The organism is Streptomyces laurentii (assembly GCF_040635425.1).
GTDB classification, from domain to species: Bacteria; Actinomycetota; Actinomycetes; order Streptomycetales; family Streptomycetaceae; genus Streptomyces; species Streptomyces laurentii.
The window spans coordinates 149,083-175,557 of record NZ_JBEYHT010000009.1 but is presented as its reverse complement, the minus strand read 5'-3'; the positions used below and the strand labels follow the sequence as shown (position 1 = coordinate 175,557).

The window sequence follows — 26,475 nt, the reverse complement described above, 5'->3', positions numbered from 1 at the left end:
CCCCATGACCCAGCCCCGTCTGTTCGTCGAGCTCCACATCCTGCAGAGTCTCCCGCCCTCCAACGTCAACCGGGACGACTCCGGTACTCCGAAGCAGGCAGTCTTCGGCGGAGCCCGCCGAGCCCGCGTCTCCTCACAGGCGTGGAAGCGTGCGACCCGTATGGAGTACGCGCGGCAGGTACCCGAGGCCGACCAGGCCACCCGCACCAAGCGCATCGCCACCCTGCTCGCCCAGCGCCTCGCTCGCACCACCGACGACGGTGGCGCCGGCCTTCCCGAGGACCAGGCCGACCGACTGGCCACCGCCCTGCTCGAGCCCCTCGGCATCGCCAAGTCCACCAAGAAGGACGACCAGTCCGCCTACCTGCTGTTCTTCGGCAAGAAGCAACTCGACGCCCTGGTGGAACTGCTCGACGGCCGCGCCACCGAGCTCGCCGCCCTGACCGACGACGACCTCAAGGCCGAGGTGAAGAAGCTGCCCGTCGTGCAGACCCTGTCCACCGGACACCCGGCAGAAGTCGCCCTCTTCGGCCGCATGGTCGCCGACCTGCCCGCCCTGAACGTGGACGCCTCCGTCCAGGTCGCGCACGCCCTGTCCACCCACGCTGTACGCACCGAGTTCGACTACTACACCGCGGTCGACGACGAGAACAAGGAGGATCACGGCGCCGGCATGATCGGCACCGTCGAATTCAACTCCTCCACCCTCTACCGGTATGCCGTCCTCGGCGTGCACCAACTCCGCGACAACCTGTCCAGCACCCACGAGACCCGCGCGACGGCGGTGCGGTTCGTCGACGCGTTCACCCGCTCCATGCCCACCGGGCACCAGAACTCCTTCGCCCACCGCACCCTGCCCCATCTCGTGCTGCTGACCCTCCGCACCGACCAGCCGGTGAACCTGGTCTCCGCCTACGAGGAGCCCGTCACCGGCGCCACCGGCCTGGCCTCGGAGTCCGCCCTTCGGCTCGCCGACGAGCTGAAGGAGGTCGGCGACACTTGGGGCAACAAGCCGCAGCGAACCCTGGCCACGTACACCGCCGAAGGCGACAAGATCGCCGAGGCGTTCGGTCCCTCCCTGTCGTTCCCCGCCCTCCTCGACACCATCGACGACCTGGTCGGCAAGTGGCTCGACGCCGGCGAACTGGCCCCGGCCGACACCGAAGAGGCCGCCACGCGATGACCGGCACCGACCACGCCGTCCTCGTGCTGCGGCTGGCCGCCCCCCTGCAGTCCTGGGGCGGCCCCTCCCGCTACAACCGGCGCGAAACACGTCCCCAGCCCACCAAATCCGGTGTCCTCGGCCTCTTGGCCGCCGCAGAGGGCCGCGACCGTGAGGCATCCCTCGCCGACCTGGTCGGCCTGCGGCTCGGCGTCCGCGTCGACCAGCCCGGCACCCTGCTGCGCGACTATCACACCTACAGCGACCACCGAGGCCTCCCGCTGCTGTCGGCCAAGACCAACGCCAAGGGGCAGCAGACCAGGACCACACCGGCCAAGTACACCGGCGTCACTCAGCGTTTCTACCTTCAGGACGCCGTCTTCGTCGCCGCCCTCCGCGGCCCGAAGACTCTGCTGCAGAGCCTGGAAGAGGCGGTACGGCATCCCGTCCACCCGCTCTCCCTCGGCCGCCGCTCCTGCCCGCCCACCGGCCCCGTCAGCCTCGGCCTGCATCCCGACACGGGACTGGACGATGTACTGGAAGAAGTCCCGTGGGAAGCGGGCCGTCACCGCCGCGGCCAGGTCCGCGGCACCACGACGACCCTGGAAGCCATCGTCGAGGACCCGGCCGGCGACCAGGTCGCCATCGACGTCCCCGACACGTACAACCTCAAGACCGGAACACGCTTCGGCCGCCGAACCGTACGCCACCTCTGGGTCACCGTGCCCACCGGCCATCCCGAACCGACCAACCCCGCACCGGGCGCTGGCGCCACCGGACACCCCGACCACGACCCGTTCGCCCTCCTGGGCTGGTGACCGCATGCCCTACCTGTCGAAGATCGCGCTCAACCCGCGCCGCCGCACCGCCGTGTCCCTGCTCTCCAGCCCACACCGCCTGCACGCCGCCATCCTTGCTGGACTGGCCGTCCAGCCGGTGTCCGAACGGGTCCTGTGGCGGCTGGAGAGCAACACCCCCCACCGGGCCGAAGTCCTGATCCTCACCGAGAACCGTCCCTCCTGGGCCCACCTCGTCGACGACGCGGGTTGGCCCGGAGCCGACGGAGGCGCCCCACTCATCGCCGACTACACGCCACTTCTGGGCCGCATCGTCCGAGGCCGCGAGTTCGGCTTCCGCCTCACCGCCAACCCGGTTCAAAACATCGCCCGCCCCACCCGACCCAGCGAACAGCAATCAGCCCGCCTGAAGGAAGCAGCCGACAGCGGCAGCCGACCTCGCGGTTCCCGCGTCGCCCACCGCACCGTGACCCATCAGCTCGAATGGCTCTTCAAGCGCTGCGAACGCCACGGCTTCACCATCCCCGACGCCACCGCCACACCCCCCGCCACCGACCTGCACGCCGGGGAACACGAACTGTCGGCGGGGCCGGCGGCATCCATCGTCAGCCGTGACATCCTGCGCTTCCGCAAGCACAACGACGGCCCCCGCGTCACCCTGTCCACCGCCACGTTCGAAGGGCGCCTGCGCGTCACGGACCCCGATGCCCTACGCGCCACCCTCCTCGGCGGCATCGGACCCGCCAAGGGCTACGGACAGGGCCTCCTCACCCTGGCGCCAGTGCGCACCGCAGCCACCGAGGCGGTGGCCCATGGCTGACCCATGGTGGCGAACAGGACCGCAGGACGTACACCGGATCGAGGACCGCATCAGCAGCCTCTACGCCGAACGCTGTCACATCGACCGGGATGACAACGCCATCGTCCTGGTCAACAAGGCACGCACCGTGCACGTCCCGGCCGCCCGGCTCGCCGTCCTCATCGCGGCGCCGCCCGGCCTCCGAGGACGTCTCACCCGATGGCTCGTCGAAGTGGACTTGGCATCTACGTCGGCAACCCCAAGCCGCACGGTCGGCCGCGGCCAGTGGACTTTGATGGCCTAACTCTGACTCCCCGCCCACGCCAAGGAGGCCAGGCTTGGCGCCCCTCGAACGAGGCGAAGTAAAATGTCGTGACCACGAGATAAATCCCCTGGTCACGGAGTGTCGTCCCCGCACCCGCGGGGGTAGTTCGGAACGCGTAGCCGTGGCCCGACGCATGTACGAGTCGTCCCCGCACCCGCGGGGGTAGTTCCAGCTCCGAGGCAAAGAAGGCACCCGGATTCGCCGCCTCTACGCCCAGCACTCGCAGCGCACCGGCGTGCCCTGGACCAAGCGCGGCTACAAGCCGGGTGACGCTTTTGCCGCGGGCGACGACGTCAACCGCCTGCTGTCCGCCGTCAACTCGGCCCTCTACGGCGTCTGCCACGCTGCCGTCACCACTCGGAGCCAGCCCCGCTCTCGGCTTCGTCCACACCGGCAACGCGCTGTCCTTCGTACTCGACATCGCCGACCTCTACAAGGCCGAGTTCACCATCCCGCTCGCCTTCGACCTGGCAGCCCAGGGCCTGACCTCGGAGCGGGACGCACGCACCGCCCTCCGGGACGCAGTCGTCCACGGCAAACTCCTGCCCCGGATCGTCGCCGACATCAAGCGCCTTCTCGTCCCCGAGGACACCGTCATGCCGGACGATGACTTCGGAGGCCTCTGGGACGAAGGCGACACCGTCGTCAGCGGTGGCCGCAACTGGAGTGCGACAGACCACCTCGGCGTCATCCCGGAACCGGAAGAAGAGGAAGGCCCCACCACAGGAGAGTCGGCACCGTGAGCACCGGAACGACCGTGGTCGTCCTCATCGCGGCACCGCCCGGCCTCCGAGGACATCTCACCCGATGGTTCGTCGAAGTCGCCGCCGGCATCTACGTCGGCAACCCCAACCCGCGCATCCGCGACCGCCTCTGGACCGTCCTCGCCGAGCGAATCCACGACGGGCAAGCCGTCATGATCGAACCAGCGATGACGGAGCAAGGATGGACCACCCGCACGGCTGGCCGTGACCGGTGGACACCCGTGGACTTCGACGGACTGACTCTGATCGCCCGCCCACGCCAAGGAGGCCAGGCATGGCGGCCCTCGAACGAGGCGAAGTAAAACGCCGTGACCACGAGATAAATCCCCTGGCCACGAAGTGTCGTCCTCGCACCCGCGGGGGTAGTTCCACCCTGGCGGACGGTCTCTGTACGCGCCGGACGTCGTCCCCGCACCCGCGGGGGTAGTTCGCTCGGCCTGCCCGGCCGGGCCGGGTTCGGCGGGTCGTCCCCGCACCCGCGGGGGTAGTTCGAGCCACGTGGTGCACACCACCACCTACACCCTCACCGTGAGCGGCGGTGGTGGGGAGAGCACCTGGCAGCTGGGCGCGACCTACGCCGCCGGTGACGTCGTGACTTACAACGGCGTCCGCTACCGGTGCCTCCAGGGCCACACCGCCTACCCGGGCTGGGAGCCGCCGAACGTTCCCGCGCTCTGGCAGACCATCTGATCCGCCTGATCCCCTCGGGGCCGGTGGACGAGGCGGTGGGACGAGCACCACGGTGTCCGTCCCACCGCCTCGCGGTGCGTTCGCCCGGCGTATCACGCCCTCCCCGAGAGGGCGTTGAGCCGTGCGTCGAGGCTCACCCCGTGGACCGGTCCGACAACACCGCGCCGATCGTGGCCAGGGGAGCGGGGTCCAGCATCTCGTAGTGGCCGCAGGGGATGTCGTAGGCCGAGAGCCGGCCGCCGCTGTGTGCCCGCCAGGCGCTCGGAGCGGTGTCCGGGGCGTCCGTCGTGGCGCGGAAGTGGAGGATGTCCACGCCGTGGGTGTGCGCGGGAGGGGTGCGGAGGGCGTCGACGGCCGAGCGGACCGCGAGTCGGGCGCCGTCCACCACGTGCTCGCCGAGGAGGGCGATCTGCTCCGGTGGTGTTCCGTCGGCGGTGAAGCCGGCCGAGCCGGACACGTGGCGGTGGGTCTCCTCCCAGTCGGGCAGATCGTCGGGCGCCGGGTAGGAGTCGAGCAGGGCCACGAACTCGACCGCGTGGCCCGTCTCCACCAGCTCCGCCGCCACCGCGTAGGCGAGGGTGCCGCCGACCGACCAGCCGAGCAGCCGGTACGGGCCCTCCGGCTGGACCTCCAGGATCCGGCGCGCGTACTCCCGTACCAGCTCCTCCGGCTTGCGCGCGCCGCCCGCCGGATCGGTGAGGCTCGGGGCCTGGAGTCCGTACAGCGGGACGTCCGGATCGAGGTGCGGCAGCAGCCGGGCGTACGGCCAGGCGAGGCCGCTCGCCGCGTGCACCGCGAACAGCGGTCGCGCGTGTCCGCCGGTCCGCAGCGGCAGCAGCACGTCCAGGCCGGAGCCGTCCGTCCCGTCGTCGAGCCGGCGGGCGAGGGCCGCCGGGGTCGGCGCCTCGAACAGGGCGCGGACGGTGAGCTCGGTGCCGAGGACCGCGCGCACCCGGCTCACCAGCCGGGTCGCGAGCAGGGAGTGCCCGCCCAGATCGAAGAAGCCGTCGTCGGGGCCGACCCGGTCCGTCCCGAGTACCTCGGCGAACAGCGCGCACAGCGGCTCCTCGTGCGCGTGGGCCGCCTCCCGGCGGGCGGTGGCGGCGTACGTGGGGGCCGGCAGGGCCGACCGGTCCAGCTTGCCGTTCGGCATCAGCGGGAACCGCTCCAGCTGCACCACCGCCGACGGCACCATGTAGTCCGGCAGCGTGTCACGGGTGAACCGCCGCAGCTCCGCCCCGTCGAGCGGTGTGCCGGGCGCGGCCGCCACGGCGTACGCGACCAGCCTGCGGTCGCCCGCCCGGTCCTCCCGTACGACCGCGACGGCCTGCGCCACGCCCGCGTGCCGCAGCAGGGCGGCCTCCACGTCGCCGAGCTCGATCCGGAAGCCGCGGATCTTCACCTGGCCGTCGAGCCGGCCCAGGTACTCCAGCTGTCCGTCGGCCCGCCACCGCACCTGGTCGCCCGTGCGGTACATCCGGCCGCCGGGCGCGCCGAACGGGCAGGCCACGAAGCGTTCCGCGGACAGCGCGGGCCGGTTCAGATAGCCGCGGGTGACGCCTGCGCCGGCGATGTACAGCTCGCCCGGCTGTCCCACGGCGACCGGCTGGAGCCATGGATCCAGCACGTACATACGGGCGTTGGGCACCGGCCGGCCGATCGGCGGGTCGCCGTCGCCGTCCTCGTCGCCGCTGCGCCACCAGGTCGAGTACGTGGTCGCCTCGGTGGGGCCGTAGATGTTGGTGACCGCGCAGCCGGGCACCCGCTCCCGCAGCTCGCGCAGCAGGGCGTGCGGGATCGCCTCCCCGCCGAGCACCACGTGCCGGGCCGACACCGCGAAGGCGCCGCCCGCCAGCATGCTCGCCACCGCCGAGGGGACGCCGCTGACCAGGCTGCCCTCCCAGCCGTCCCGTTCGAGCAGCGCGAACAGGTCGTCGACCAGCTCCAGCCGGCCGCCCAGCGCCAGGGTCGTGACGATCTCGAAGACCGACACGTCGAAGCTGAGCGAGGTGGACGCCAGCACCCGCGCCATGCCGTCGGCGCCGAAGTGGTCCTCGACGGTCGCCACGAAGTTGACGGCGTTCATGTGCTCGACGACCACACCCTTGGGGACACCTGTGGTGCCCGACGTGTAGATGACATAGGCCGGGTGTCTGGGGAGGAGCGGTTCCGGCCGCTCCGCGTCCGTGACATCCGCGTCGTCCTGCTCCCCGGCGCGCCGCGTCACCGCGGGATCGTCCAGGACGAGCGCGGGCGTCCCCGCCGGCAGCACGTCCCTGGTCGCCTCGGTGACCACCGCGAGCCGGGGCCGCGCGTCGCCGAGCATCCGGGCCACCCGGTCGGCCGGGTAGCGCACGTCGACCGGCACATAAGCGGCCCCCGTCTTGAGGACGGCGAGCAGCGCGACGACCATGTCCGCGGTCCGCGGCAGTGCCAGGGCCACCCGGGTCTCCGGCCCCGCGCCCTCGGTGAGCAGCACACGCGCCAGACGGTTCGCCCGCCGGTTGAGCTCGTCGTACCCGAGGATCCGGCCCTGGTACGAGAGGGCGGGACGATCCGGGATCCGCGCGGCGCGCGCCTCGATCAGCGCGGGCAGCGTGACCGGCGCCACCGGGCGGGCGGTGGCGTTCCAGTCCTCCAGCACCCGCCGGCGCTCGCCGTCCGACAGGACGGGCAGGCTGCCGGCCGTACGGTACGGATCCTCGGCGATCGCCGTGAGGATCCGCGCGAACCGCTCGGCGATCCCCTCCACCGCCTCCCGTGCGAGCAGATCGGGCCGGAAGTCGATCCGGATGCCCAGCTCCTCGGCCGGCGTGCAGATCAGGGACAGCGGATAGTGGGTGGCGTCGAACCCCGTGACCCCGGTGAGCAGCGCCTCGCCGAGACGGCGTTCGCCCGAGGCCATCGGATAGTTGTCGAAGACGGTCGTGGTGTCGAACAGGGCCCCGAAACCCGCCTGTTGCTGGATCTCCGTCAGTCCGACGTGATGGTGCTCGAACAGGTCGAGCTGTTCGTCCTGGACCCGTTCGAGGAGTTCGAGCAGTGTGTCCCGCGGGTCGATCCGCACCCGCGTCGGAACGGTGTTGATGAGCAGCCCGACCATCGCCTCGACGCCGTCGACATCGGCGGCCCGCCCCGACACCGTCATCCCGAACAGCACGTCGCTCTGCCCGGTCAGCTGCCGCAGCACCAGCCCCCAGGCCACCTGCATCACCGTGCCGAGGGTGACCCCCGCCTCCCGTGCCCGGTCCGTCAGCGCCGCGGTGTGCGCGGCGGGCAGCGTGCGCAGCACCCGCTCGGGCACCACCGTGCCCGAGCCCTGCGCCCGCGGAGCCACCAGCGTCGGCCCCTCGATTCCGGCCAGGGCCTCCGCCCAGGCTTCGCGGGACCACTCCGGGTCCACTTCGCCGAGCCAGTCCAGATAGGAGGTGTACGAGGGGGCGGCCGGCAGCAGGTCCGACGCGGCACCCGCACCGGCATCACCCGCACCGGCATCACTCGCATCCGCCCCCGCAGCGGCGTCGTACAGCCGGAACAGCTCGTCGAGAAGGATCGAAGTGGACCAGCCGTCCAGGATGATGTGGTGGTTCGTCAGCACGAAGCGCCATCGGGCGTCGTCCAGGCGGATCAGCAGGTAGCGGATCAGCGGCGGCCGGGCGGTGTCGAAGCGCCGCCGGCGCTCCTCCTCGACGAGCCGCGCGGCCTCGGCCTGCCGGCCGGCGGGCGCCGTTCCGGTGAGATCGGCCGTCCGCCAGTCCACCGGGACCTCGGGCAGCACGAACCGGACCGGCGCGCCCGAGGCGTCCGTACGGAATCCCGAACGCAGACTGTCGTGCCGGTCCTGGAGCACCCGGCAGACCTCGCGCAGCAGACCGGGGTCGAGCGGACCGACGAACTCCAGGGTCAACTGGGTGGTGTAGATGTCCTGGCCGTCAGCGTCGAACGCCGTGTGGAAGAACAGCCCTTGCTGAAGCGGCGCCGGTCTCGACGTCCGCCCGGCAGTGTCCTCGTGGGTGTGGTCTGCTGCGGTCACGCCGTCTCTCCCGGTTCGCCGGTACGTGCTGCGGTCAGGTTCTCCAGGGCCTGCAGGGCCTCGAACCAGGCGTCGGCCAGGGCCTCCACCCGGGTCCGCTCCAGCAGGGCCTCCGGATACGCCCAGGTGACGTGGAGTTCCGGCCGGTCCCCGCGGTCGTGGACGATCGCCGACACCTCCAGGAGGTGCGTCAGGGGCATCTCGGGGTCGCCGCCTCCGGCGACGGCACCGACTTCCGGCGCCAGACTCCAGTCGGTGTCGTCCGGCCGGTCGAACCTGCCCAGGTAATTGAACAGAACCTGCGCCCGGGGCCACGCCCCGAGCACGGGCGCGGTCTCCGGATGCAGATAGCGCAGCAGACCGAAGCCGAGTCCCTTGTCCGGCATGCTCCCGAGCTGCTCGTCCACGGCCCGTACGGTGCGGCCCGGATCGTCCGTCCGGCCCGGGAGCCGCACGGGGAACATGCTGGTGAACCAGCCCACGGTCGCCGACAGATCGAGGCCGTCGGCGATCTCCTCACGGCCGTGTCCCTCGACGTCCACGAGGAAGGGCGCGTCGCCGTGAGGTGTCGCTCCGTCAGACGCCAATGCAGGCACGTCCGTTGTGCGCCAGTGGACCGCGGCGGCGCTGAGGGCGCCCAGCAGCACCGCGTTCACCCCGACGCCCAGTCGGGCGGGCACGCTCGTCAGGAGCCGCGACGTCCGGTCGGCGGGGAGCACCCGGGTGACGGTGCGCTTCGTGCCCTCGACATCGCGTGACGCCACAAGCTTCGCGCCGGGGACGAGATCGTCCGCTCCCTCGACGAGCTCACGCCAGAAGGGGAGTTCGGCCTCTCGGCTCCGCGCCTCGCGCTCCAGCCGGTGTCCCCAGTCGGCGAACGATACGGGGGTGAAGTCCGGCCCCGCCGTCCTGGGGGCGGCGCCGGTGCCCAGGTCTTCCAGGAGGATGCGCCACGAAACGCCGTCCACCACAAGGTGGTTGATCATCAGGAGCAGTCGTCCGGGCAGGCCGGGACCCGCGTCGAACCACACCGTCTGGAGCATGTTCCCGTCGCCGGGCGCAAGTCGCCGACGTGCCGCGTCCGCCTCGGCTCGGACCAGGTCCGCGAGCTCCCCGGCGGCGAGGCCGGCCGTGTCGATCCGTACGACACGCTCGGCCGCGTCGACCGTGCCGCGCGGCAGGGTCTCAAGGCGCCACACCGGGGTGCGCGTCAGCCGTGTCCGCAACGCGTCGTGCCGGTCGAGCAGCGCCCGGATCAGCGTCCGCAGCCGTGGCAGGGTCAGGTCCGCCGGGGTGCGGACGAGCACGGACTGGTGGAAGCCGTCGACGGGGCCGCCCCGTTCGCGCTGCCAGTGGACGATCGGGGTGAGCGGCACCTCGCCGGCCGACGGCGTAGGTGCCGATGCCGATGCCGATGCCGATGCCGACGCCGATTCGGATCCCGATCCCGAGTCCGGAGCCACCGCCGCGCCGGTCGCACCCGCCTTCGGCTTCCGTTCCTTCGCGTGCGCGGCCAGTTCGGCGACCGTACGGTACCGGAAGACGTCCCGGGTGGAGATCGCCAGACCCCGCGAGCGGGCCCGTGACACCAGCCGGATGGACACGATGCTGTCGCCGCCGAGATCGAAGAAGTCGTCCTCGACGCCCACGTCGGGCCGCCCGAGGATGGCGGCGAACAGTTCGCAGAGGATCTTCTCGGCGGGGGTGCCCGGCTCCCGGGACGTACGGGAGGGGGAAGCGGATCCGTTCGGGGCGGGCAGCGCGGAACGGTCGAGCTTGCCGTTGGGCGTGAGCGGCAGCCCGTCGGACAGCACGACGACGGACGGGACCATGTACGGCGGAAGTTCCCGCCGCGCCCACTCGGTGAGGTCGGCGCCGAGTGCGTCGACGGTGCCAGGAGCGTCGCCTACGCCATCCCCGCAAGCGACGGCGTAGGCGACGAGACGGAGCTCGCCCGGCCGGTCCTCGCGTACGACGACGGCGCTGCGGGTGACGCGCTGGTGCCGGTCCAGGACCGCCTCGATCTCGCGAGGCTCGATCCGGAAGCCGCGCAGTTTCACCTGGTCGTCGGTGCGCCCGAGGAAGTCGAGTTCCCCGTCGGCGGTCCACCGGACCAGATCGCCGGTGCGGTATAGGCGGGCGCCGGGCGGACCGTACGGATCGGCGACGAACCGCTCGGCGGTCAGCCCCGGGCGGCCCCGATAGCCCCGGGCCACCCCCGCGCCCCCGATGTACAGCTCGCCCGGCACGCCCACGGGCACCGGCCGCAGCACCTCGTCCAGGACGTACACCCGGGTGTCGCCCAGCGGGGAGCCGAGCGGCGGGCGCTCCGCGTTGTGCGGGCCGATCGGAGCCGCGAGGGACCAGATGGTCGTCTCCGTCGGCCCGTACACATTGGTGACCTCCGCGGCCAGCGCGGTGAGACCGCCAGCCAGGGCGGGCGGCAGTGCCTCGCCGCCGACCAGGACGCGCAGGCCCCGGACCGTGTCCGGCACTTCGGCCACCAGGCCGGACCACAGCGAGGGCGTCGCCTGGACGGCGGTGACCCGGTGCCGTCCGATCAGCCGGCCGAGGGCCTGCGGGTCGCGCACCTCGTCGGGCGAGGCGAGGACGACCGCGGCGCCGTCGAGCAGCGGCAGGAGGAGTTCCAGGTGGGCGATGTCGAAGGCGACGGTCGTGACGGCGAGCAGCCGGTCGGCGGGGCCGAGCGGCAGCCGGCCGCGCATGGCGGCGAGGAGATGGGCGAGATTGCGATGGGTGACCGCGACCCCCTTCGGCAGGCCCGTCGAACCCGAGGTGTAGAGGACGTACGCCGTGCCGTCGGCCGGGATCGCCTGCTCCGGGCGCTCGCCCGGGACGTCGGACCCGGTCCCGGCGGCGAGTGAGGCGGCGAGCCGGGGGTCGTCCAGGGCGAGCCAGTCGCCGGCGCCGAGCGCGTCGCGGGTGGCGCGGTCCGAGAGCACCAGGAGCGGCGCGGCCTCGGACAGGATCCGTGCCACCCGGTCCTTGGGGTGGTACGGATCGACCGGAAGGTACGCGGCACCGGTCCGGTGGACGGCGAGGAGCGCCACCAGGAGGTCGGGCGTGCGGTTCATGGCCACGGCGATCAGCCGCTCGGGGCCGGCGCCGCGCTCCCGCAGCTGCCCGGCCAGTCGGTCCACCCGCGCGTCGAGCTCCCCGTACGAGAGCCGGCGGGCGCCCTGAAGTACCGCCGTGGCGTCGGGCGTTCCGGCCGCCTGGTCCCGGAACCACTGCGGCACCGAGCCGGTTCGCGGCCCCGCGTCGGCCGCCGGCCGCGGCCCGCTCCACTCCGTGAGGAGGGTGTGCCGCTCGGCGGGGGACAGGATGTCCAGCTGCCGCACCGGCCGTGCGGGGTGGGCGACCGCGGTGGCGAGAAGGCGGGTGAAGTATCCGGCGAGCCGCTCGGCGGTGGCGTGGTCGAAGAGGTCGCGGGCGTAGACGAGGGCACCGTCCAGACCCCCGTCGGACTCGGTGAGATCGAAGAGCAGGTCGAAGGCGACCGTCCGGTACCGGCCGCGGTACGGGAAGCCGGCCTGGAGGCCCGGGAGTTCCACGGCCCCGGCCGCGTTGTTCTGGAGGCTGAGCATGACCTGGAAGAGCGGGTGCCGGGCCGCCGACCGCGCGGGGTTGACGGCCTCCACGACCTGCTCGAAGGGCACGTCCTGGTTCTCCAGCGCGGCGAGGACTCGGTCGCGGACGCGGTCGAGCAGATCGCCGAAGTCCGGGTCCCCGGAGGCGTCGGTCCGCACGACCACGGTGTTCACGAAGCAGCCGACCAGGTCGTCGAGACCGCTGTCGGTGCGGCCCGCGACCGGGCTGCCGACCAGGATGTCCGTGCCGGCGCCGAGCTGCCGCAGCAGGGCCGCCAGCGCGGCGTGCAGCACCATGAAGACGCTCGCGCCGTGCTCGCGCGCCAGGGCGGTCAGGTGCGCGTGGTACTCCGGAGCGAGCCGGAACGGCACCGTTCCGGCTCGCCGGCCGGCGACGGCGGGGCGGGCCCGGTCGGTGGGCAGCGGGACCTCGTCGGGGGCGCCGGCCAGCGTGCCGGTCCAGTGGGCGAGCTGCCGGGCGAAAGAGCTCTCGGGGTCGTCGGACGCCCCGAGTTCCTCGCGCTGCCACAAGGTGAAGTCGGCGTACTGGACAGGGAGTTCCGGCCAGTCGGGAGCCTGTCCGAGCAGTCGGGCGGCGTAGGCCGTGGAGAGGTCGCGCAGGAAGGGCGCGGCGGACCAGCCGTCGAAGGCGATGTGGTGCATCGTGACCGCGAGGACGTGCTCCTCGGGGGCGCAGGCGAAGAGTTCGGCCCGCACCGGTATGTCCCGCGCCAGATCGAACTCGTGCTCCGAGGCCGCGAACACCGCCGCCTGGACGTCCTGCTGTGACACCTCCCGCACCGGCAGTACGATCTTGCCGAACTCATCGGCGTCCAGGATGAGTTGATGGGGCTCCCCGTCGCTGACCGGGAAGATGGTGCGCAGACTCTCGTGCCGCGTCACCACGTCCCCCAGTGCCGCCGACAGGGCTCCGGTGTCCAGGGGCCCCGTCAGCCGCAGGGCGGTCGTGACGGTGTGCGCGGCGGCGCCTTCCGTCAGCTCGCCCTGCATCCAGAAGCGCAGTTGGGAGAACGACGGCGGCAGGGCATCGCCGCGCGGCCGGCGCCGCAGCGGGCTGCGGACGGCGGTGCCCGCGTCCTTGAATCTCGCCGCGAGACCGGCGGGCGTCGGTGCCTCGAAGACCGTCCGCAGTCCGACGCCGTCCTGCCCGTCGTCCAGTGCCTCGCGCAGCCGGTTCACCAGCCGGATGGCCAGCAGGGAATGGCCGCCGAGCGCGAAGAAGTCGTCGTCCGCGCCGACCGTCGGCACCCCGAGGATCTCGGCGAACAGCGCGCACACCAGCCGTTCGCCGGGCGTGCGCGGCGGACGGCCGGAGCCGGTGCCCCGCGCGGGGGCGGGCAGGGCGGCCCGGTCGAGCTTGCCGTTGGACGTGAGAGGAAGCCCGTCGGGGAGCACGACGACAGCGGGAACCATGTAGTCGGGCAGAGCCCGCCGCGCGTGCGCCGCGAGAGCGTGCGTGGGATCGCCGTCGACGTCCCCGGCCGGGACGACGTAGGCGACGAGAGCACGCTCCCCGGGCCGGTCCTCGCGGACGAGGACGGCGGCGCGGGCCACGGCCGGATGGCGTTCCAGGACGGCCTGGATCTCGCGGGGTTCGATGCGGAAGCCGCGTATCTTGACCTGCTCGTCGGTGCGTCCGAGGAAGTCGAGTTCGCCGTCGGCGGTCCAGCGGATTAGGTCCCCGGTGCGGTACACGCGGGTACCGGGCGCGCCGTACGGGTCGGCGACGAAGCGGGCCGCGGTGAGCCCCGGGCGGCCGAGGTAGCCGCGGGCCAGCCCGGCACCCGCCACGTACAGCTCGCCCGGCACCCCCACGGGCACCGGCCGGAGCCGTTCGTCCAGTACGTACACGCGCGTGTTCGCCATGGGCCGGCCGATGGGCGGCTTGCCGCCGTCCGCGTCCCGGGCCGGGTCCAGACGCCGGAAGGTGGTGAACGTCGTGTTCTCGGTCGGTCCGTAGACATGGTTCAGCGTGGTGCCGGGGAAGTCGGTCAGGAGTCGCCGGATGGCCTCGCCCGACGGCTGCTCGCCGCCCGTCCAGACATGCCCGAGCCGGCCGAAGATCGAACTCCCCTCCGCCACCAGCAGGTTGAAGAGCGCGGTGGTGAGGAACGCGCTCGTCGCACCGCCTTCGGCCACGGCCCGCTCCAGCGCCCGCGGCGAGGAGTCGCCGGCCGGTGCCATCACGACCGTGCCGCCGCGGAGCAGCGGCACCCACAGCTCGTACGTCGAGGCGTCGAAGGAGTGCGGCGAGTGGGCCAGCACCCGCGTGTGGCCGCCGTCCGCCGCCCAGCAGGGATCGGCGGCGAGCGCGACGATGTTCCGGTGGGTCACCAGGACGCCCTTGGGGTGGCCGGTGGAGCCGGACGTGTACATCGCGTACGCGGCCTGGTCGCCGGTGATGTGCGGCCACCCGCGCTCGTCCGGATCGGGGTCGTCCGACGCGGTGTCCTCGGCCAGGACCACCGGCGGGTCCAGTGGCCCGCCCACGAGGTCCTCGGCCCGCTCCCGCGTGGACGCGTCCGCCAGGAGCAGGCAGGGCCGGGCCTCCTGAAGGACCGTACGCTGCCGTTCCTCCGGATTGCGCGGGTCCAGAGGGAGGTAGCCGGCACCCGTCTTCAGTACGGCGAGCAGGGCGACGACCAGGTCGGCCGAGCGGTCCAGGGCGACCGCGACCAGCCGCTCCGGACCCGCGCCCCGACGGCGCAGCCGGCGCGCGAGGAGGTCGGCCCGGGCGTCGAGCTCCGCGTAACTGAGCCGGGACGTGCCGCAGACCACCGCGGTGTCGCCGGGCGCGGCGGCCGCGCGTTGCCGCAGCAGCTCCGGCACGGAACCGGCCGGCAGCGTCGTGTCCCGGCCGTTCCACGTCTCCAGCGTCGTACGGCGCTCGGCGGGGCCGAGGAGTTCCAGACCGCCGACGCGCCGCTCCGGCGCGGCGACCGCCTCGCTGAGGAAGGCGGTGAAGCAGCGGGCCAGCCGCTCGGCGGTGGCGTGGTCGAAGAGGTCGCGGGCGTAGACCAGGGCGCCGTCGAGCGCCCCGTCCCTCTCCGTGACGTCGAGGAGCAGGTCGTAGGTGACCGTCCGGTGCGTGTAGTCCAGCAGCCGGGTGTCGAGGTGAGGGAGGCGCACGGAGGCACCCGCGTAGTTCTGCAGGCTGAGCATGACGTGGAAGAGTGGGTGCCGGGCCGCCGACCGCACCGGGTTGACGGCCTCCACGACCTGCTCGAAGGGCACGTCCTGATGGTCGAGGGCCGCCACGACGCCCGTCCGGGCCCGCTGGAGCAGCTCGTGGAAGTCGGGGTCGCCGGAGGTGTCGGTCCGGATGACGACGGTGTTCACGAAGCAGCCGACGAGGTCGTCGAGGCCGGCGTCGGTGCGTCCCGCGACCGGGCTGCCGACCACGATGTCGCTGCCCGCGCCCAGCCGCGCGAGCAGCCCCGCGAGGGCCGCGTGCAGCACCATGAAGGTGCTGGCGCCGTGCCGGAGGGCGAGCCGGGAGAGGAGCCGGTGGCTGTCGGGCGGCAGATGGAAGGGGACGGTGCCGGCCCGGCGGACGGAGGTGGAGCGGCGCGGCCGGTCGGTGGGGAGCGGGAGTTCGGCGGGCGCGCCGGCGAGAGCCCGGGTCCAGTGGGCCAGTTGCTCGACGAGGAGGCTGTCGGGGTCGTCGGCCGCGCCGAGCTGCTCGCGCTGCCAGAGGGCGAAGTCCACGTACTGGAAGGGAAGTTCCTCCCAGGACGGAGGGCGGCCGTCGAGACGCGCGGTGTAGGCGTGCGACAGGTCGCGGAGGAACGGTGCGACGGACCATCCGTCGATGGCGATGTGGTGCACGGTGATCGCCAGTACATGGACGGGGTGCTGGTGCTCGTCTCGGGGCACCGGGCGGTCCGGGGAGTCGACGGCGAGCAGCACGGCCCGCAGCGGGATCTCGCGCGCCAGGTCGAAGAGGTGTCCGGCCGCGTCCGCCACGGCCGTCTCGACGTCCTCGTCGGAGATCCGCCGCACGGGCAGCTCGATGGCCGTCGGCTCCAGGATCCGCTGCCCGGGCACTCCGTCGGTGACCGGAATGACGGTGCGGAGGCTTTCGTGCCGCGTCACCACGTCCCGCAGCGCGTCGCGCAGCGCCCCGACGTCCAGCCGGCCCGTCAGCCGGAGCGCCATCGAGGTGTTGGGCGAGTCGCCGCCGCGGTCCAGCTCTCCCTGGAACCAGAACCGCGACTGCGAAAACGACAGAGGGATCACGGTGTTCTCGGCCTCTCAGCTCTCTCGGATCAGTGCGCCGCGGATGCTTCGCGCAGGGTGTTCAGGTGGTGCAGTCCGTCCAGGACGGTCTTGGTGCCGATGCCGAAGTCGATCAGGCAGGCGATCTCGTCCACACCGGCGCCGCGCAGTCGCTCCACGACCGGCGCCGCGTCCTCCACCGTCCCGAACAGTCCCCGTTGCCCGAAGTAGGTGTCGAAGGACTGGTCGACGAGGAAGTCGAGGTCCTCGTCCTCCAGCGCGTCGATGTCGAAGTCCGGGTCGAGGGCGCCGAACGAGCGGGCGAGGAGATGGACCGAACTCCTCAAGTAGGCGCGCAGCGGCCCGTCGACGGTGGCGCGCACCTCGTCCCGGTCGGTGCCGAGGAAGGTGTGCAGCATCAGGACGACATGCCCCTCCCAGCCGTCGTGCGTCTCCCGCGCGGTCCGCCGGTACGCGGCGATCTTCGCGGCGAGTTCGTCGACGTCCTGGTGCAGCAGATGGGTGAGGACCCCGGCCCGCGTGGCCGCCGCCGTACGGAAGGTGCCGGCGTCGCCGGCGCTGGTCACCCAGAGCGGCAGCTCCCGCTGCACCGGCGGCGGGAAGATCCGTACGGTCGCCGGGACGCCGTTGCCGTCCACGACCTCGTGGCCGTCCCCGCGCCACAGCCCGCGGAGCTGCTCGATGCCGTCGGCCAGCGCGCGTTTGCGGTCCTCGTACGGCACCCGGCCGAGCGCGAAGTCCACCGGGTGCCAGCCGGACGCGAGGGACACTCCGGCCCGGCCGCCGGAGAGGTTGTCCACGACCGACCATTCCTCGGCGATCCGCAGCGGGTGGTGGAGGGGCGCGACGACGCTCCCGGCGCGGATGGCGACGGTGTTCGTGACCATCGCCAGGGCGGCGCCCACCACCGACGGGTTCGGGTAGAGCCCCCCGAAGGGATGGAAGTGGCGTTCGGGCGTCCACACGGCGCGGAAGCCGTGCCGGTCGGCGAACCGGGCTCCCTCAAGGAGGAGTTCGTACCGTCCGGCGTCCCCGTCCGGTGTGCTGTCGTCGGCGAAGTAGAAAAGGCTGAAGTCCATCGGGAATCCTTCGATGACCCTGCTCGTACGTGATCCGGTCGGTGTCGCGGGACCGCGCCGCCGTCAGTCGGGGCGAGGCATCCTCCGCAGGGCGGGCCTCGCCTTGCGGGCTCCCGTGAGCCGGGACGCGAGGCCGGCCGGTGTGGGTGTGTCGAAGACCGCGCCCACGTGGAGTTCCACCCCCAGCTCGGCGCGGACCCGGCCCACCAGCCGGGTGACGAGGAGTGAATGGCCGCCGAGCTCGAAGAAGTTGTCGTCGACCCCCACCGCGTACGCCGTGTCCCCTGGCGCGCCCTCGCCCGCAGGGCTCGCCGCCGGTTCCGTCGGTTCCGGCGCGGGGAGTCCGAGGATCTCCGCGTACATCCGGCACAGGGCCGCTTCCTGAGGGGTCCGTGGAGGGCGGCCGGTCCCGCGCCGGGCGCCGCGCGGCCCGTCCGGGGCGGGCAGGGCGGCCCGGTCGAGCTTGCCGTGCGGGGTGAGCGGGAACTCGTCCAGGACGACGATCGCGGACGGCACCATGTACCCGGGGAGGTACGCCGCCGCCCACGCGCCGACCGACGCGGCGATCTCCGCGTCGTCGGACATCGCGAAGGGCATGTTGACGTGGCGCTCGGGATCCCCCGCCGGACCGGTCCCGGCCTCGGCCTCCTCGGGGAAGTCCCGCTCCCCGCAGGCGAATTCGACGTCGACGTGATCGGGTCCCGCCTTCGCGGACCAGCGCACCGCGACGCGGTACCCGAGTCGTTCCCCGAGGCGCGCCAGGTCCTCAGGGTCCTGGCCGGATACGGGAGACACGCCCGACGCGCGGAGATCCTCGGCGAGGCGCGCGTTGGGCACCCCGGCCAGCCGGACGGGTACGGCGTCCCGCGCGCGGTCCCGCAGGGCGGCGGCGAGCTCGTCGAGGGTACGGACGTCCGCACCCCACAGCAGTTCCGTCACCGCGCCGCTGCGCGGCCGCGCGTCGCCGGTGCGGCGCAGGACCACGTCGTAGCGGTAGCGGGTCAGTTCGTCGTGGTGGGTGCCCCGCTTCAGCCGCACGTCGCAGCTCGTGAAGAGCGGCCCGGGATCCTCCGCCGCGGCCGTCAGTGACCGGAAGAACTCCGGGTCCACCAGCAGTTCCGGCTCCGTGGCCAGGCCGCGGGCCACGGCCCGGCGGTGCTCGGCGCTCCCGGGCCCGGCGCCTGTCGAGCGGGCCGCGACGGCCCCGTGGAAGACGTCCGCGAGGCCCCGGTGCCGGACGTCGCCGACGAACACCGAGCCACCGGGAGCCAGGGCCGCCGCCGCGAGCGCGAGCACCCGGGCGAGATAGCGCCCGCTGGGGAAGTACTGGACGACGGAGTTGAGGACGACCGCGTCGAAGTACCCGCGGGGGACGCCCTCGTGGTCGTCGGCCGGTCCGCTGCGCAGGACGACCCGACCGGCCAGATCCGGGCGCTCGTCCACCTGCGCGCGCAGCCGTTCGATCACCCGGGGCGAGAGGTCGAGACCCCAGTAGGTCTCCGCCTCGGAGGCGAGCTGCGACAGCAACAGACCGCTGCCGACGCCGAGTTCGAGGATGCGTCGCGGCCGAAGGGCGCGGATGCCGCGTACGGTCGCGTCGCGCCACTCCCGCAGGTTCTCCACCGGAATCGCGCTGCCGTCGTATCCGCTCCTCCACCCGGTGAAGTCCTCGCCGAAGGCGGCCGGTTCGGCCTCGTCCGGTACGGCGTCGTGGACGCGCCGCCACTCGGCGACGCGGTCCGTCTCGCTCGGGTGTGCCGACGTGAGCGCGTCACGGCGGACGTAGGCGACGAGCCTCCGGTCGCCGTCCCGGTCCTCGCGCACGGTCACCGCGGCGGCGGACACCCGGGGGTGGGCGGTGAGCCGGGCCTCGATCTCGCCCGGTTCGATCCGGTGTCCCCGCACCTTGACCTGATCGTCCGTACGCCCGGCGAACTCCAGTTCGCCCGAAGTGTTCCAGCGGGCCAGATCGCCGGTGCGGTACATCCGCGTCCCGGCCGGGCCGTACGGATCCGCGACGAAGCGCTGCGCCGTCAGACCGGGCCGGCCGAGGTAGCCGCGGGCCAGGCCCGCCCCCGCGACGTACAGCTCGCCCGCCACTCCGGCGGGCACCGGCCGCAGGGCGGCGTCGAGGACGTGCAGGCGCGTGTTCCGGATCGCCCCGCCGATCGGCGGCACGGCGGCGTCCTCCGTGAGGGGCCGGCTCATGGTGGCGCAGACCGTGGTCTCCGTCGGCCCGTACGCGTTGATCAGCGTGCGCCCCGGAGCCCAGCGCCGCCGCAGTCCCGCGTCCAGGGCCTCACCGGCGGCGACCAGGACACGGACGCGCGGGAGGGCGTCGGGCGTCAGGACGCGCAGCACCGACGGGGGCAGGGTCGCGTGGGTGACCCGCCGTTCGTCGGCGAGACGGCACAGGCCGGGCCCGGGCAGCAGACCGCGGGCGGGCGCCAGGACGAGCGCGGCCCCCGCGGACAGCGTCATCGCCAGCTCCCAGAAGAACGCGTCGAAGCTGGGCGAGGCGAACTGCAGGACACGGCTGCCGGCGTCCACCGCGAGGGTGGCGCGCTGGTGGGCGGCCAGGTTGGCGAGACCGGAACGGGTGACGGCCACGCCCTTGGGCAGGCCCGTGGACCCGGAGGTGTAGATGACGTACGCGGGCAGGTCGCCCGCCGTCCGCCGGGCGCCGTCCGGCGGGCCGGACGCCGGGGCGCGCCGCAGCGCCGCGCGCGTCTCCGGATCGTCCAGGTCGACCCGGGGGACCGCCACGCCGGCCGGAAGGACCGTGCCCGCATCCGCGAGCAGCAGGGCGGGGGCCGCGTCGCCCAGGATGTGGGCGATGCGGGGCTCCGGGTAACCGGGGTCCACGGGAAGGTGGGCGGCCCCGGACTTCATCACCGCCAGGACCGCGACGACCAGCTCCACCGAGCGGTCGAGCGCCGAGGCGACCACCGTCTCCGGCCCGGCGCCCCGCGCGGCCAGCACATGGGCCAGCCGGTTCGCGCGGGCGTCGAGCTCCGCGTACGAGACCGCTTCCTCCCCGAACAGCAGGGCGGTGGCGTTCGGAGTGGTTCCGGCGAGCTTCTCGAAGAGGCCGAGGAACTGCGGGGCTTCGGCGGGCAGGTTCGCATCAGGGGCCTGGGAGGTGGGCTCGCCGTCGAGGAACAGCCGCAGCGGGGTGCCGCTCTTCCCTCCGGGCACCACGTACGGACGCAGAACCTCCCAGTGGGACGGGGTGGTGTCGAGGTCGGTGGCCCCATACGCGCTCAGGAACCGCGCGAACAACCGTGGATCGGCGGACAGTTCACCGGTCGGCAGCAGCAGGGTGTCGCCGCGGCAGACCCGGACCCACTGCGGAACCGGGGCGGCGGAGCCGAGGTCCGTGTTCCACGCCACCCGTGCGGGCAGCGGAGGACAGACGCCGCGGTCCTCCCACGCGCGCACCCGGTCGGCGAGGTCGCGCCGGGTGACCGTCACCCCCGCGCGGGGGACGACGTACGCCGGGGAGTCGTCCGGCACCTCGTGAGCCGCCGGGGCCGCGTCCGACACCAACAGGCCCGGGGCGGCGGCGAGATCGAGCCGACGCGTGTCCGCCGGCCACATGCTGCCGTCCGGCCCCGCGGCGACCACCACCCGCGCCCCGGACTCCTCGGCGAGCAGACGCGCCTGTTCCGCCGGACGGGCCGGATCGAGCGACACGTACGCCGCGCCGGCCCACCACACCGCGAGCCTCGCCGCCACCAGGTCGACACCGCGCGGGAGTTGCAGCGCGACGACTGCCCCGGGCCCCGCGCCGGCCGCGCGCAGCGCCCGGGCCAGCCGCTCCACCCGCTCGCCCAGCGCGCCGAACGTCACCGACTCCGACGGCGTGACCACGGCGGCACGCTCCGGATGCCGGGCCGCCTCCCGCAGAAAGCGTGCGAGGAGGTCGATCGCGCTGGTGACCACGGACAGCTCCTTGCACGGGAGAAGGGGGGGCGGTGTCGGTGTGAGGCGATGGGGGAGGCGTCACAGGTGTCACAGGGGCGGTCACGGCGCTCGGAGCCGGCCGTCGCCGCTCGGGCCGCGCCCGTCGCGGTGCTCAGGCAGGCCGGCCGCGTGCCGGCCCGGACGTGCTCCACGTATCCCGGCACGCCGTCCGCGCGCCGGATCCGAATACCGCGTCCCACCCGGCCGGAATGCCGAATTCCGATGGCCGGCGGGAGTGCTGGTCCTCGTCAAGGGCAAGGATCGGGAATCGACCGGATTCATTCGTGAACGGATTGATCATCCGGGCTCGACCTTCCCACGAGGCAGGCTCCGTTGGCAATGGACGTGTTCGAGCCTAAGCGGCACCGACGGGAAATGGCCACCCTGGTTTCCGGGAAGAAATTCTCGTACGATCCAGCGCGCACTCGCGGCGGCCGCACGTACTCTGTGGCGCGCCGGAAATCCGTCGGGATATCGAAGTACCGGAGGCCGTGCTGGAATCCGCCATGCCCACCGCCGCGCAGTCCGCGAAAGGCCGGGGCCGCCCCCACCGGAACTTCCGGCTGCTGCTCGTCGGTGAGACCACCAGCAAGCTCGGCACCAGCGTGACCTCCGTCCTGCTGCCGCTCGTGGCCGTCACCACCCTGCACGCCTCGCCGTTCGTGGTGGGCCTGCTCACCGCCGCGCCATGGCTGCCGTGGCTGCTCATCGGCCTGCCCGCCGGCGCGTGGGTCGACCGTCTCGCACCACGCCCGGTGATGCTCGTGTGCAACGCCGTCTCGGCGCTGGTGTTCGTCAGCGTGCCGCTCGCCTGGTGGCTGGGCGTCCTGGCCATCGGGCACGTCCTGTGCGCCGCCCTGATCTCCGGTGCCGCCTCCGTCTTCTTCTCCACCGCCTATTCGGCCTATCTGCCCCGACTGGTCGCCACGGCCGACCTGATGCACCGCAACGCGCAGCTGCAGGCCGGGGAGCAGGGGGCCAGGGTGGCGGGCCCCGGTCTCGGCGGGCTGATCGCCCAGACCGTGGGCAGCGTGCCGGGCCTGCTGCTCGACGCGGCCTCCTTCATGGTGTCGTCGGTCTGCCTCATCGCCATCAGCTCCGACACGCCACGCCCCGACCCGGCCCCCCGGCGGCGGCTGCGCCGCGAGATCTCCGACGGCCTGCGGTTCGTGTCCGGAGACCGGTGCGTCCGGGCCGTCACCGCGTTCGCCGCGGCCGTCAACCTGGCGATGGCGGGCCTCCAGGCCGTCCAGATCGTCTTCCTCGTACGGACCGTCGGCGTCGGTTCCGACACGCTCGGCTGGCTCGTCTCCTGCGGCGGCCTCGGCGGGGTGCTCGGCGGCCTCGTGGCCGGCCGGCTCGCCCGGCGTCTGGGCACGGCGCGCACGCTGCTGGTCCTCCAGTTCACCGCCGCGCCGTTCGGGCTGCTCGCCGCGCTCGCCGGCCCGGGGCCGAGGCTGGTGTTCTACGTGCTGGGCACGGCCGTGCTGTTCGCCGGGGTCGTGGCCTGCAACGTCGTCATCGTCAGCTTCCGGCAGGCGTACTGCCCGCCCGAGTTACTGGGGCGCGTCACCGCGACCACCCTCTTCCTCAACTACAGCACCATCCCGGTCGGCGCTCTGCTGGGCGGCTCGCTCGCCTCCGTCCTCGGCGCCCGCCCCGCGATGTGGAGCGTCACGGCCGCACTGGTGGCCGCCGGCGGATTCCTGCTCGTGAAACCACTGCGCGGCCTCCGCGACCTGCCGGGCGCACCAGTCGCCGAGAGTTGAGAATTCCGGCCAAGACCTCTGTGAGCCGGAGCGTGCGAAGAAGCACGGGGAATAGGGGTGTGTAGGGGTACTTCACGGATTTCCCGGTGCCGGGGGTCGGCTTTACCAGGGAAAGCCCGACTGTCGGCGACGGGGACGACTCCAGTGGCCGTGGCATATTCCGCCGGAACCAGTCAGGACGCCGACTTCGGCTATCCGGATCCGGCGTTCTCCACGACACGTTTCTCGCCCACCCCGTCGGGGCGCCGGGCGAGCGGGGAGCCGTGACTCCTCGCAGGCGTACGGCTTACGAGACGGCTTCCGGTTCGGCGGTGGCGCGGGTCCGGCCGAGCGGGGAGACGGCGAGGAGCAGGGCGACGGGCAACAGCACCGCGCCGGTGAGGACGATGGACCGGCCTATGCCCGCCAGGTCGGCGGCGACGCCCCCGAGCACCACGCCGATGATCATGAAGTTGACCATGAGCGCGTTGAGCAGGCCGACGCCACGGCCGCGCAGTTCCGCGGGCAGATCGCTCAGCAGGGTGTTGGCCACCGGCACCTGGAAGAGCCCCGAGCCGAGGCCCGCCACCAGACACCACACGAGTACCGCCGACACCCCCAGTCCGTCTCGCAGCCGCCCGGCGGGATCCAGGAGCAGCAGCGACACGGCGAACAACGCGATCGCCCCGATCAGCAGCCGCCGGTTGCCGGCTCGCCGTACCAGCGGCGGCCCGGCCAGCGCCCCGACGACCGATCCGGCGCCGAACGCCGCCTGCGCGAGGCCGTAGTCGAACGCCCCGAGGCGGAATCCGGACAGCAGCTGGGTGTTGAGGTTGGTGCTGAACAGGCCCAGCGCCAGCATGACCGGCACGAGCACGACGGAGAGGAAGCGCAGCGACGGCACGGCCATCACGCCGCCGAGCCCGACGCGCAGCGACCGCCCGTACGACTCGCGCGCGACGCCCGCCGCGGCCGGGACGGGCACCTCCTTCAGCACGGCCATGCCGAAGAGCAGCAGCGCGGAGATCACGAAGGTCGCCGCGTCGAGGACGAAGACCACCGGGACGCTGCCGAGGGCGAGCAGCACACCGCCCATGGCGGGGCCGACCAGGTTCAGGGTGTGGTTGGTCGACTGGAACAGCGCCACCGCCGTGGGGATGCTGTGGCCCCGCACGATCAGCGGCACCGCGCTGATCCGCGCCGTCTCGAAGACCGCCTTGCCGATGCCGCTCAGCAGGATCAGCGCCAGCAGCGGCAGCGGCGAGTCCCGGACGGCGATCATCAGCAGCGCCAGGACGGCCCGGACCAGGTCCGAGCCGACCATCAGGACCCGGGCCGGCACCCGGTCGGCCAGCGGGCCGACGAAGGCGCCGAGCACCCCGGACGGCAGCAACTGGGCGATGACGACGAGGGACACGTACAGGACGGGGTTCGACGTCCCGGTCGCCACCACGTAGATCAAGGTGATCTTGGTGATGGCGTCCCCGAGGAACGACGCCACGACCGCCAGCCAGTAGCGGAGGTACGTGCGGTCTTTGAGCAGTTCGAGCATGGGTGTCACCGTTCTGGTCCGTGCCCGGTCCGGCGGTCCGGCGCACGGCACGTCGTCGGGAGGTCCGCGAGCCCCGTGGGCGGAAGTCCCGCTGCCTGGTGGGGTGTCCACCGCGCCCCAGCATCACCGGACGGGGTACCGAGAGGGAAGCAAGATCGACAGGCCCCTTCGGGCCTTGGCCGAAAATGACCACCGAGGAGGGGAGCGTACGGGCCGCCCATCCCCCCGGCGGAACTCCCGATCGGCCGGTGACGGGCGGCGCCGGCCCCTGGGACGCCCGGCGCGTCCGACGACTCCGACGCCTCAGACGCGGAACAGGGACCCGATGAACTCCGCCAGCAGCCGCTCCTTCAGACGTGGTGGCAGCGCGTCCAGCAAGGCCAGCACCGGTGCCATCCGCGACGGCAGCCCTTGACCGTCAGCGCTGCCCAGGCCGGCGAAGGCCAGGAACCCGGCCACCTCTTCCGGGGTGAGCGTGTCGGGGTCGAGGCCCTCGGCCAGGTCCCTCAGCCCCGGATCCACCACGACCGGTTCGAGAGCCCGCGCCGCGGCGAGGGAGCCGGTGAGGTCGGCGAGGAGCGCGCCGACCCGGTCGACGGTCGCCGTAGTGAGCGTCAGGTGCAGATTGGGCGGCAGACCGTCGAAGGAGAGCTGGGGCTGGAGGTACCAGCCGCGCTCCCGCATCTCGTCGGCGACATGCAGCACCAGGCTCAGGTCCGGTTCGCCGCCGGGTCCGGACCGACCCGGCGGGGTGCCCGCGGGGTCCGGGGCGGTGGGCTCGGGGCATGGGCGTCGTCCCAGATGCTGGGAGGGGGAAGCCGCCTCCCCGAGGGTGCGACGATCAACTCGCCCACCGTAAGGGAGGGTTCGGGCCAGTCCTAGTGATCTGGTTGGGAGTTGGTTCGTCACCACATGAGTCGATTTCCGTACCAATTCGGGGGTCTGGCTGACGGGCGGCGCTTGGTTTCGGTCTGTTGTGGGTTGTGGGTTGTGGGTGACAACAGGCTGGAGCCGCTGGTCTTGAGTGAGGCCGAGCGGCAGCGACCGGACACGATCATCTGCCGGAAGCCGTCGCCGCGCAGGTGCACGGAGCCCGGCAGTCGCTCGGCCAGCAGTTGGGCCACGGTGGACTTCCCGGACGCCATGACACCCGTGACGAGCACGACTGCGGAACGGAGCTCGTGCACTGTTGACCCCCGTCCTGGTGCACCTGAATCAGAACAGCCGTGAAACACCTGGCCGGAACAGGTCTCACCACGAGATCAGATCCGTAATCGCCGGAGGCTTCACGTTGGTCACCCGTGGTGCCACGCTCGATGTACCGCGCCCCGCAGCGGAGTGGTCGTCACACTCGAATCAGGCCGAGGCCGACACGGGAACCATGCCGAGGGCCGGGACTCTTCCCCTCACGGCCGGACTCCCGGTGGTTTGGTAGCCTGTCGCCGCCGTGGTGTACGGGAAACCGGTTGAAAGCCGGTGCGGCCCTCGCCACTGTAGCTGCGGAGTTCCGCGGCCCTCGCTGACGGCTCCCGGAGCGGTCAGGGCCACTGGGTGGATCGGAGACGAGCCCCCGGGAAGGCCGGTCGTGAAGCGTTGATGCGGAAGCCAGGAGACCGGCCACGGCGCGACATGTTCCACGAGGGTTGGAGAACACGTGCCTGGGGGTCCCTTGCGCCCGTTTCGAAGTGA

The 26,475-nt window shown here is 72.8% G+C and carries 14 protein-coding genes, 2 pseudogenes and 1 riboswitch; of the genes and pseudogenes, 8 read left to right on the top strand and 8 right to left on the bottom strand.

Going from position 1 to position 26,475, the window contains the following annotated elements:
- The first annotated feature begins 4 nt into the window (after positions 1-4).
- The 7 genes from cas7e to ABZ693_RS08870 all read left to right on the top strand — a co-directional run bounded on the left by cas7e (position 5) and on the right by ABZ693_RS08870 (position 4,537).
- A complete protein-coding gene (gene cas7e, locus ABZ693_RS08900) occupies positions 5-1,183 on the top strand; it encodes a type I-E CRISPR-associated protein Cas7/Cse4/CasC (RefSeq protein ID WP_359874947.1) in 1,179 nt (392 codons plus the stop codon).
- Complete coding sequence (gene cas5e, locus ABZ693_RS08895; RefSeq protein ID WP_359874945.1) at positions 1,180-1,980, top strand: type I-E CRISPR-associated protein Cas5/CasD; 801 nt, start codon at positions 1,180-1,182, stop codon at positions 1,978-1,980. The genes cas7e and cas5e overlap by 4 nt, the downstream gene beginning before the upstream one ends.
- 4 nt (positions 1,981-1,984) lie before the next feature.
- The gene (gene cas6e, locus ABZ693_RS08890) at positions 1,985-2,779 is read left to right on the top strand and encodes a type I-E CRISPR-associated protein Cas6/Cse3/CasE (protein WP_359874943.1); all 795 of its coding nucleotides are present in this window, start codon (positions 1,985-1,987) and stop codon (positions 2,777-2,779) included.
- Positions 2,772-3,062, top strand: coding sequence for a hypothetical protein (locus tag ABZ693_RS08885; RefSeq protein ID WP_359874941.1), 291 nt, complete (start codon positions 2,772-2,774; stop codon positions 3,060-3,062). Before cas6e ends, ABZ693_RS08885 begins: the two co-directional genes overlap by 8 nt.
- A 287-nt stretch (positions 3,063-3,349) precedes the next feature.
- Entirely contained in the window at positions 3,350-3,826 is a 477-nt protein-coding gene (locus ABZ693_RS08880) for a CRISPR-associated endonuclease Cas1 (RefSeq protein WP_435842373.1), read from the top strand.
- The gene (gene cas2e / locus ABZ693_RS08875) at positions 3,823-4,149 is read left to right on the top strand and encodes a type I-E CRISPR-associated endoribonuclease Cas2e (RefSeq protein WP_359874939.1); all 327 of its coding nucleotides are present in this window, start codon (positions 3,823-3,825) and stop codon (positions 4,147-4,149) included. Before ABZ693_RS08880 ends, cas2e begins: the two co-directional genes overlap by 4 nt.
- A gap of 196 nt (positions 4,150-4,345) precedes the next feature.
- Positions 4,346-4,537: a carbohydrate-binding protein gene (locus tag ABZ693_RS08870; protein ID WP_359874937.1), complete on the top strand. Its 192-nt coding sequence runs from the start codon at positions 4,346-4,348 to the stop codon at positions 4,535-4,537.
- Between the two features lie 133 nt (positions 4,538-4,670).
- Here ABZ693_RS08870 and ABZ693_RS08865 read toward each other — a convergent pair whose 3' ends face one another.
- The 5 genes from ABZ693_RS08865 to ABZ693_RS08845 form a co-directional block, all read right to left on the bottom strand.
- Positions 4,671-8,570, bottom strand: a complete 3,900-nt coding sequence (locus ABZ693_RS08865; protein WP_359874935.1) for a non-ribosomal peptide synthetase — start codon at positions 8,568-8,570, stop codon at positions 4,671-4,673.
- Complete coding sequence (locus ABZ693_RS08860) at positions 8,567-16,441, bottom strand: non-ribosomal peptide synthetase (protein ID WP_359874933.1); 7,875 nt, start codon at positions 16,439-16,441, stop codon at positions 8,567-8,569. Before ABZ693_RS08860 ends, ABZ693_RS08865 begins: the two co-directional genes overlap by 4 nt.
- 29 nt (positions 16,442-16,470) lie before the next feature.
- Positions 16,471-17,520 carry a MupA/Atu3671 family FMN-dependent luciferase-like monooxygenase gene (locus ABZ693_RS08855; protein WP_359874931.1) on the bottom strand — a complete coding sequence of 350 codons (1,050 nt, stop codon included), beginning with the start codon at positions 17,518-17,520 and terminating at the stop codon, positions 16,471-16,473.
- A gap of 63 nt (positions 17,521-17,583) precedes the next feature.
- Positions 17,584-21,465: an amino acid adenylation domain-containing protein gene (locus ABZ693_RS08850; protein WP_359874929.1), complete on the bottom strand. Its 3,882-nt coding sequence runs from the start codon at positions 21,463-21,465 to the stop codon at positions 17,584-17,586.
- Between the two features lie 133 nt (positions 21,466-21,598).
- A complete protein-coding gene (locus ABZ693_RS08845; RefSeq protein WP_359874927.1) occupies positions 21,599-21,787 on the bottom strand; it encodes an MbtH family NRPS accessory protein in 189 nt (62 codons plus the stop codon).
- 205 nt (positions 21,788-21,992) lie between these two features.
- Between ABZ693_RS08845 and ABZ693_RS08840 the strand changes: the two genes are divergently transcribed.
- Complete coding sequence (locus ABZ693_RS08840; protein ID WP_359874926.1) at positions 21,993-23,255, top strand: MFS transporter; 1,263 nt, start codon at positions 21,993-21,995, stop codon at positions 23,253-23,255.
- A gap of 286 nt (positions 23,256-23,541) precedes the next feature.
- Here the strand turns inward: ABZ693_RS08840 and ABZ693_RS08835 are convergent, their stop codons facing one another.
- The 3 genes and pseudogenes from ABZ693_RS08835 to ABZ693_RS08825 form a co-directional block, all read right to left on the bottom strand.
- Positions 23,542-24,786 carry an MFS transporter gene (locus ABZ693_RS08835; protein ID WP_359874923.1) on the bottom strand — a complete coding sequence of 415 codons (1,245 nt, stop codon included), beginning with the start codon at positions 24,784-24,786 and terminating at the stop codon, positions 23,542-23,544.
- Between the two features lie 303 nt (positions 24,787-25,089).
- Positions 25,090-25,524 (bottom strand): annotated as a pseudogene (locus tag ABZ693_RS08830) (aspartate aminotransferase family protein); the annotation flags it as partial.
- Between the two features lie 302 nt (positions 25,525-25,826).
- A pseudogene (locus tag ABZ693_RS08825) lies at positions 25,827-25,931 on the bottom strand (phosphotransferase); the annotation flags it as partial.
- Between the two features lie 286 nt (positions 25,932-26,217).
- A riboswitch (cobalamin riboswitch) is annotated at positions 26,218-26,421 on the top strand.
- The last annotated feature ends 54 nt before the right edge of the window (positions 26,422-26,475 follow it).

Coding starts and splice junctions, on each gene's coding strand:
- cas7e (WP_359874947.1), top strand. CDS start 5: ATGACCCAGCCCCGTCTGTTCGTCGAGCTCCACATCCTGCAGAGTCTC.
- cas5e (WP_359874945.1), top strand. CDS start 1,180: ATGACCGGCACCGACCACGCCGTCCTCGTGCTGCGGCTGGCCGCCCCC.
- cas6e (WP_359874943.1), top strand. CDS start 1,985: ATGCCCTACCTGTCGAAGATCGCGCTCAACCCGCGCCGCCGCACCGCC.
- ABZ693_RS08885 (WP_359874941.1), top strand. CDS start 2,772: ATGGCTGACCCATGGTGGCGAACAGGACCGCAGGACGTACACCGGATC.
- ABZ693_RS08855 (WP_359874931.1), bottom strand. CDS start 17,520: ATGGACTTCAGCCTTTTCTACTTCGCCGACGACAGCACACCGGACGGG.
- ABZ693_RS08845 (WP_359874927.1), bottom strand. CDS start 21,787: ATGATCAATCCGTTCACGAATGAATCCGGTCGATTCCCGATCCTTGCC.
- ABZ693_RS08840 (WP_359874926.1), top strand. CDS start 21,993: ATGCCCACCGCCGCGCAGTCCGCGAAAGGCCGGGGCCGCCCCCACCGG.
- ABZ693_RS08835 (WP_359874923.1), bottom strand. CDS start 24,786: ATGCTCGAACTGCTCAAAGACCGCACGTACCTCCGCTACTGGCTGGCG.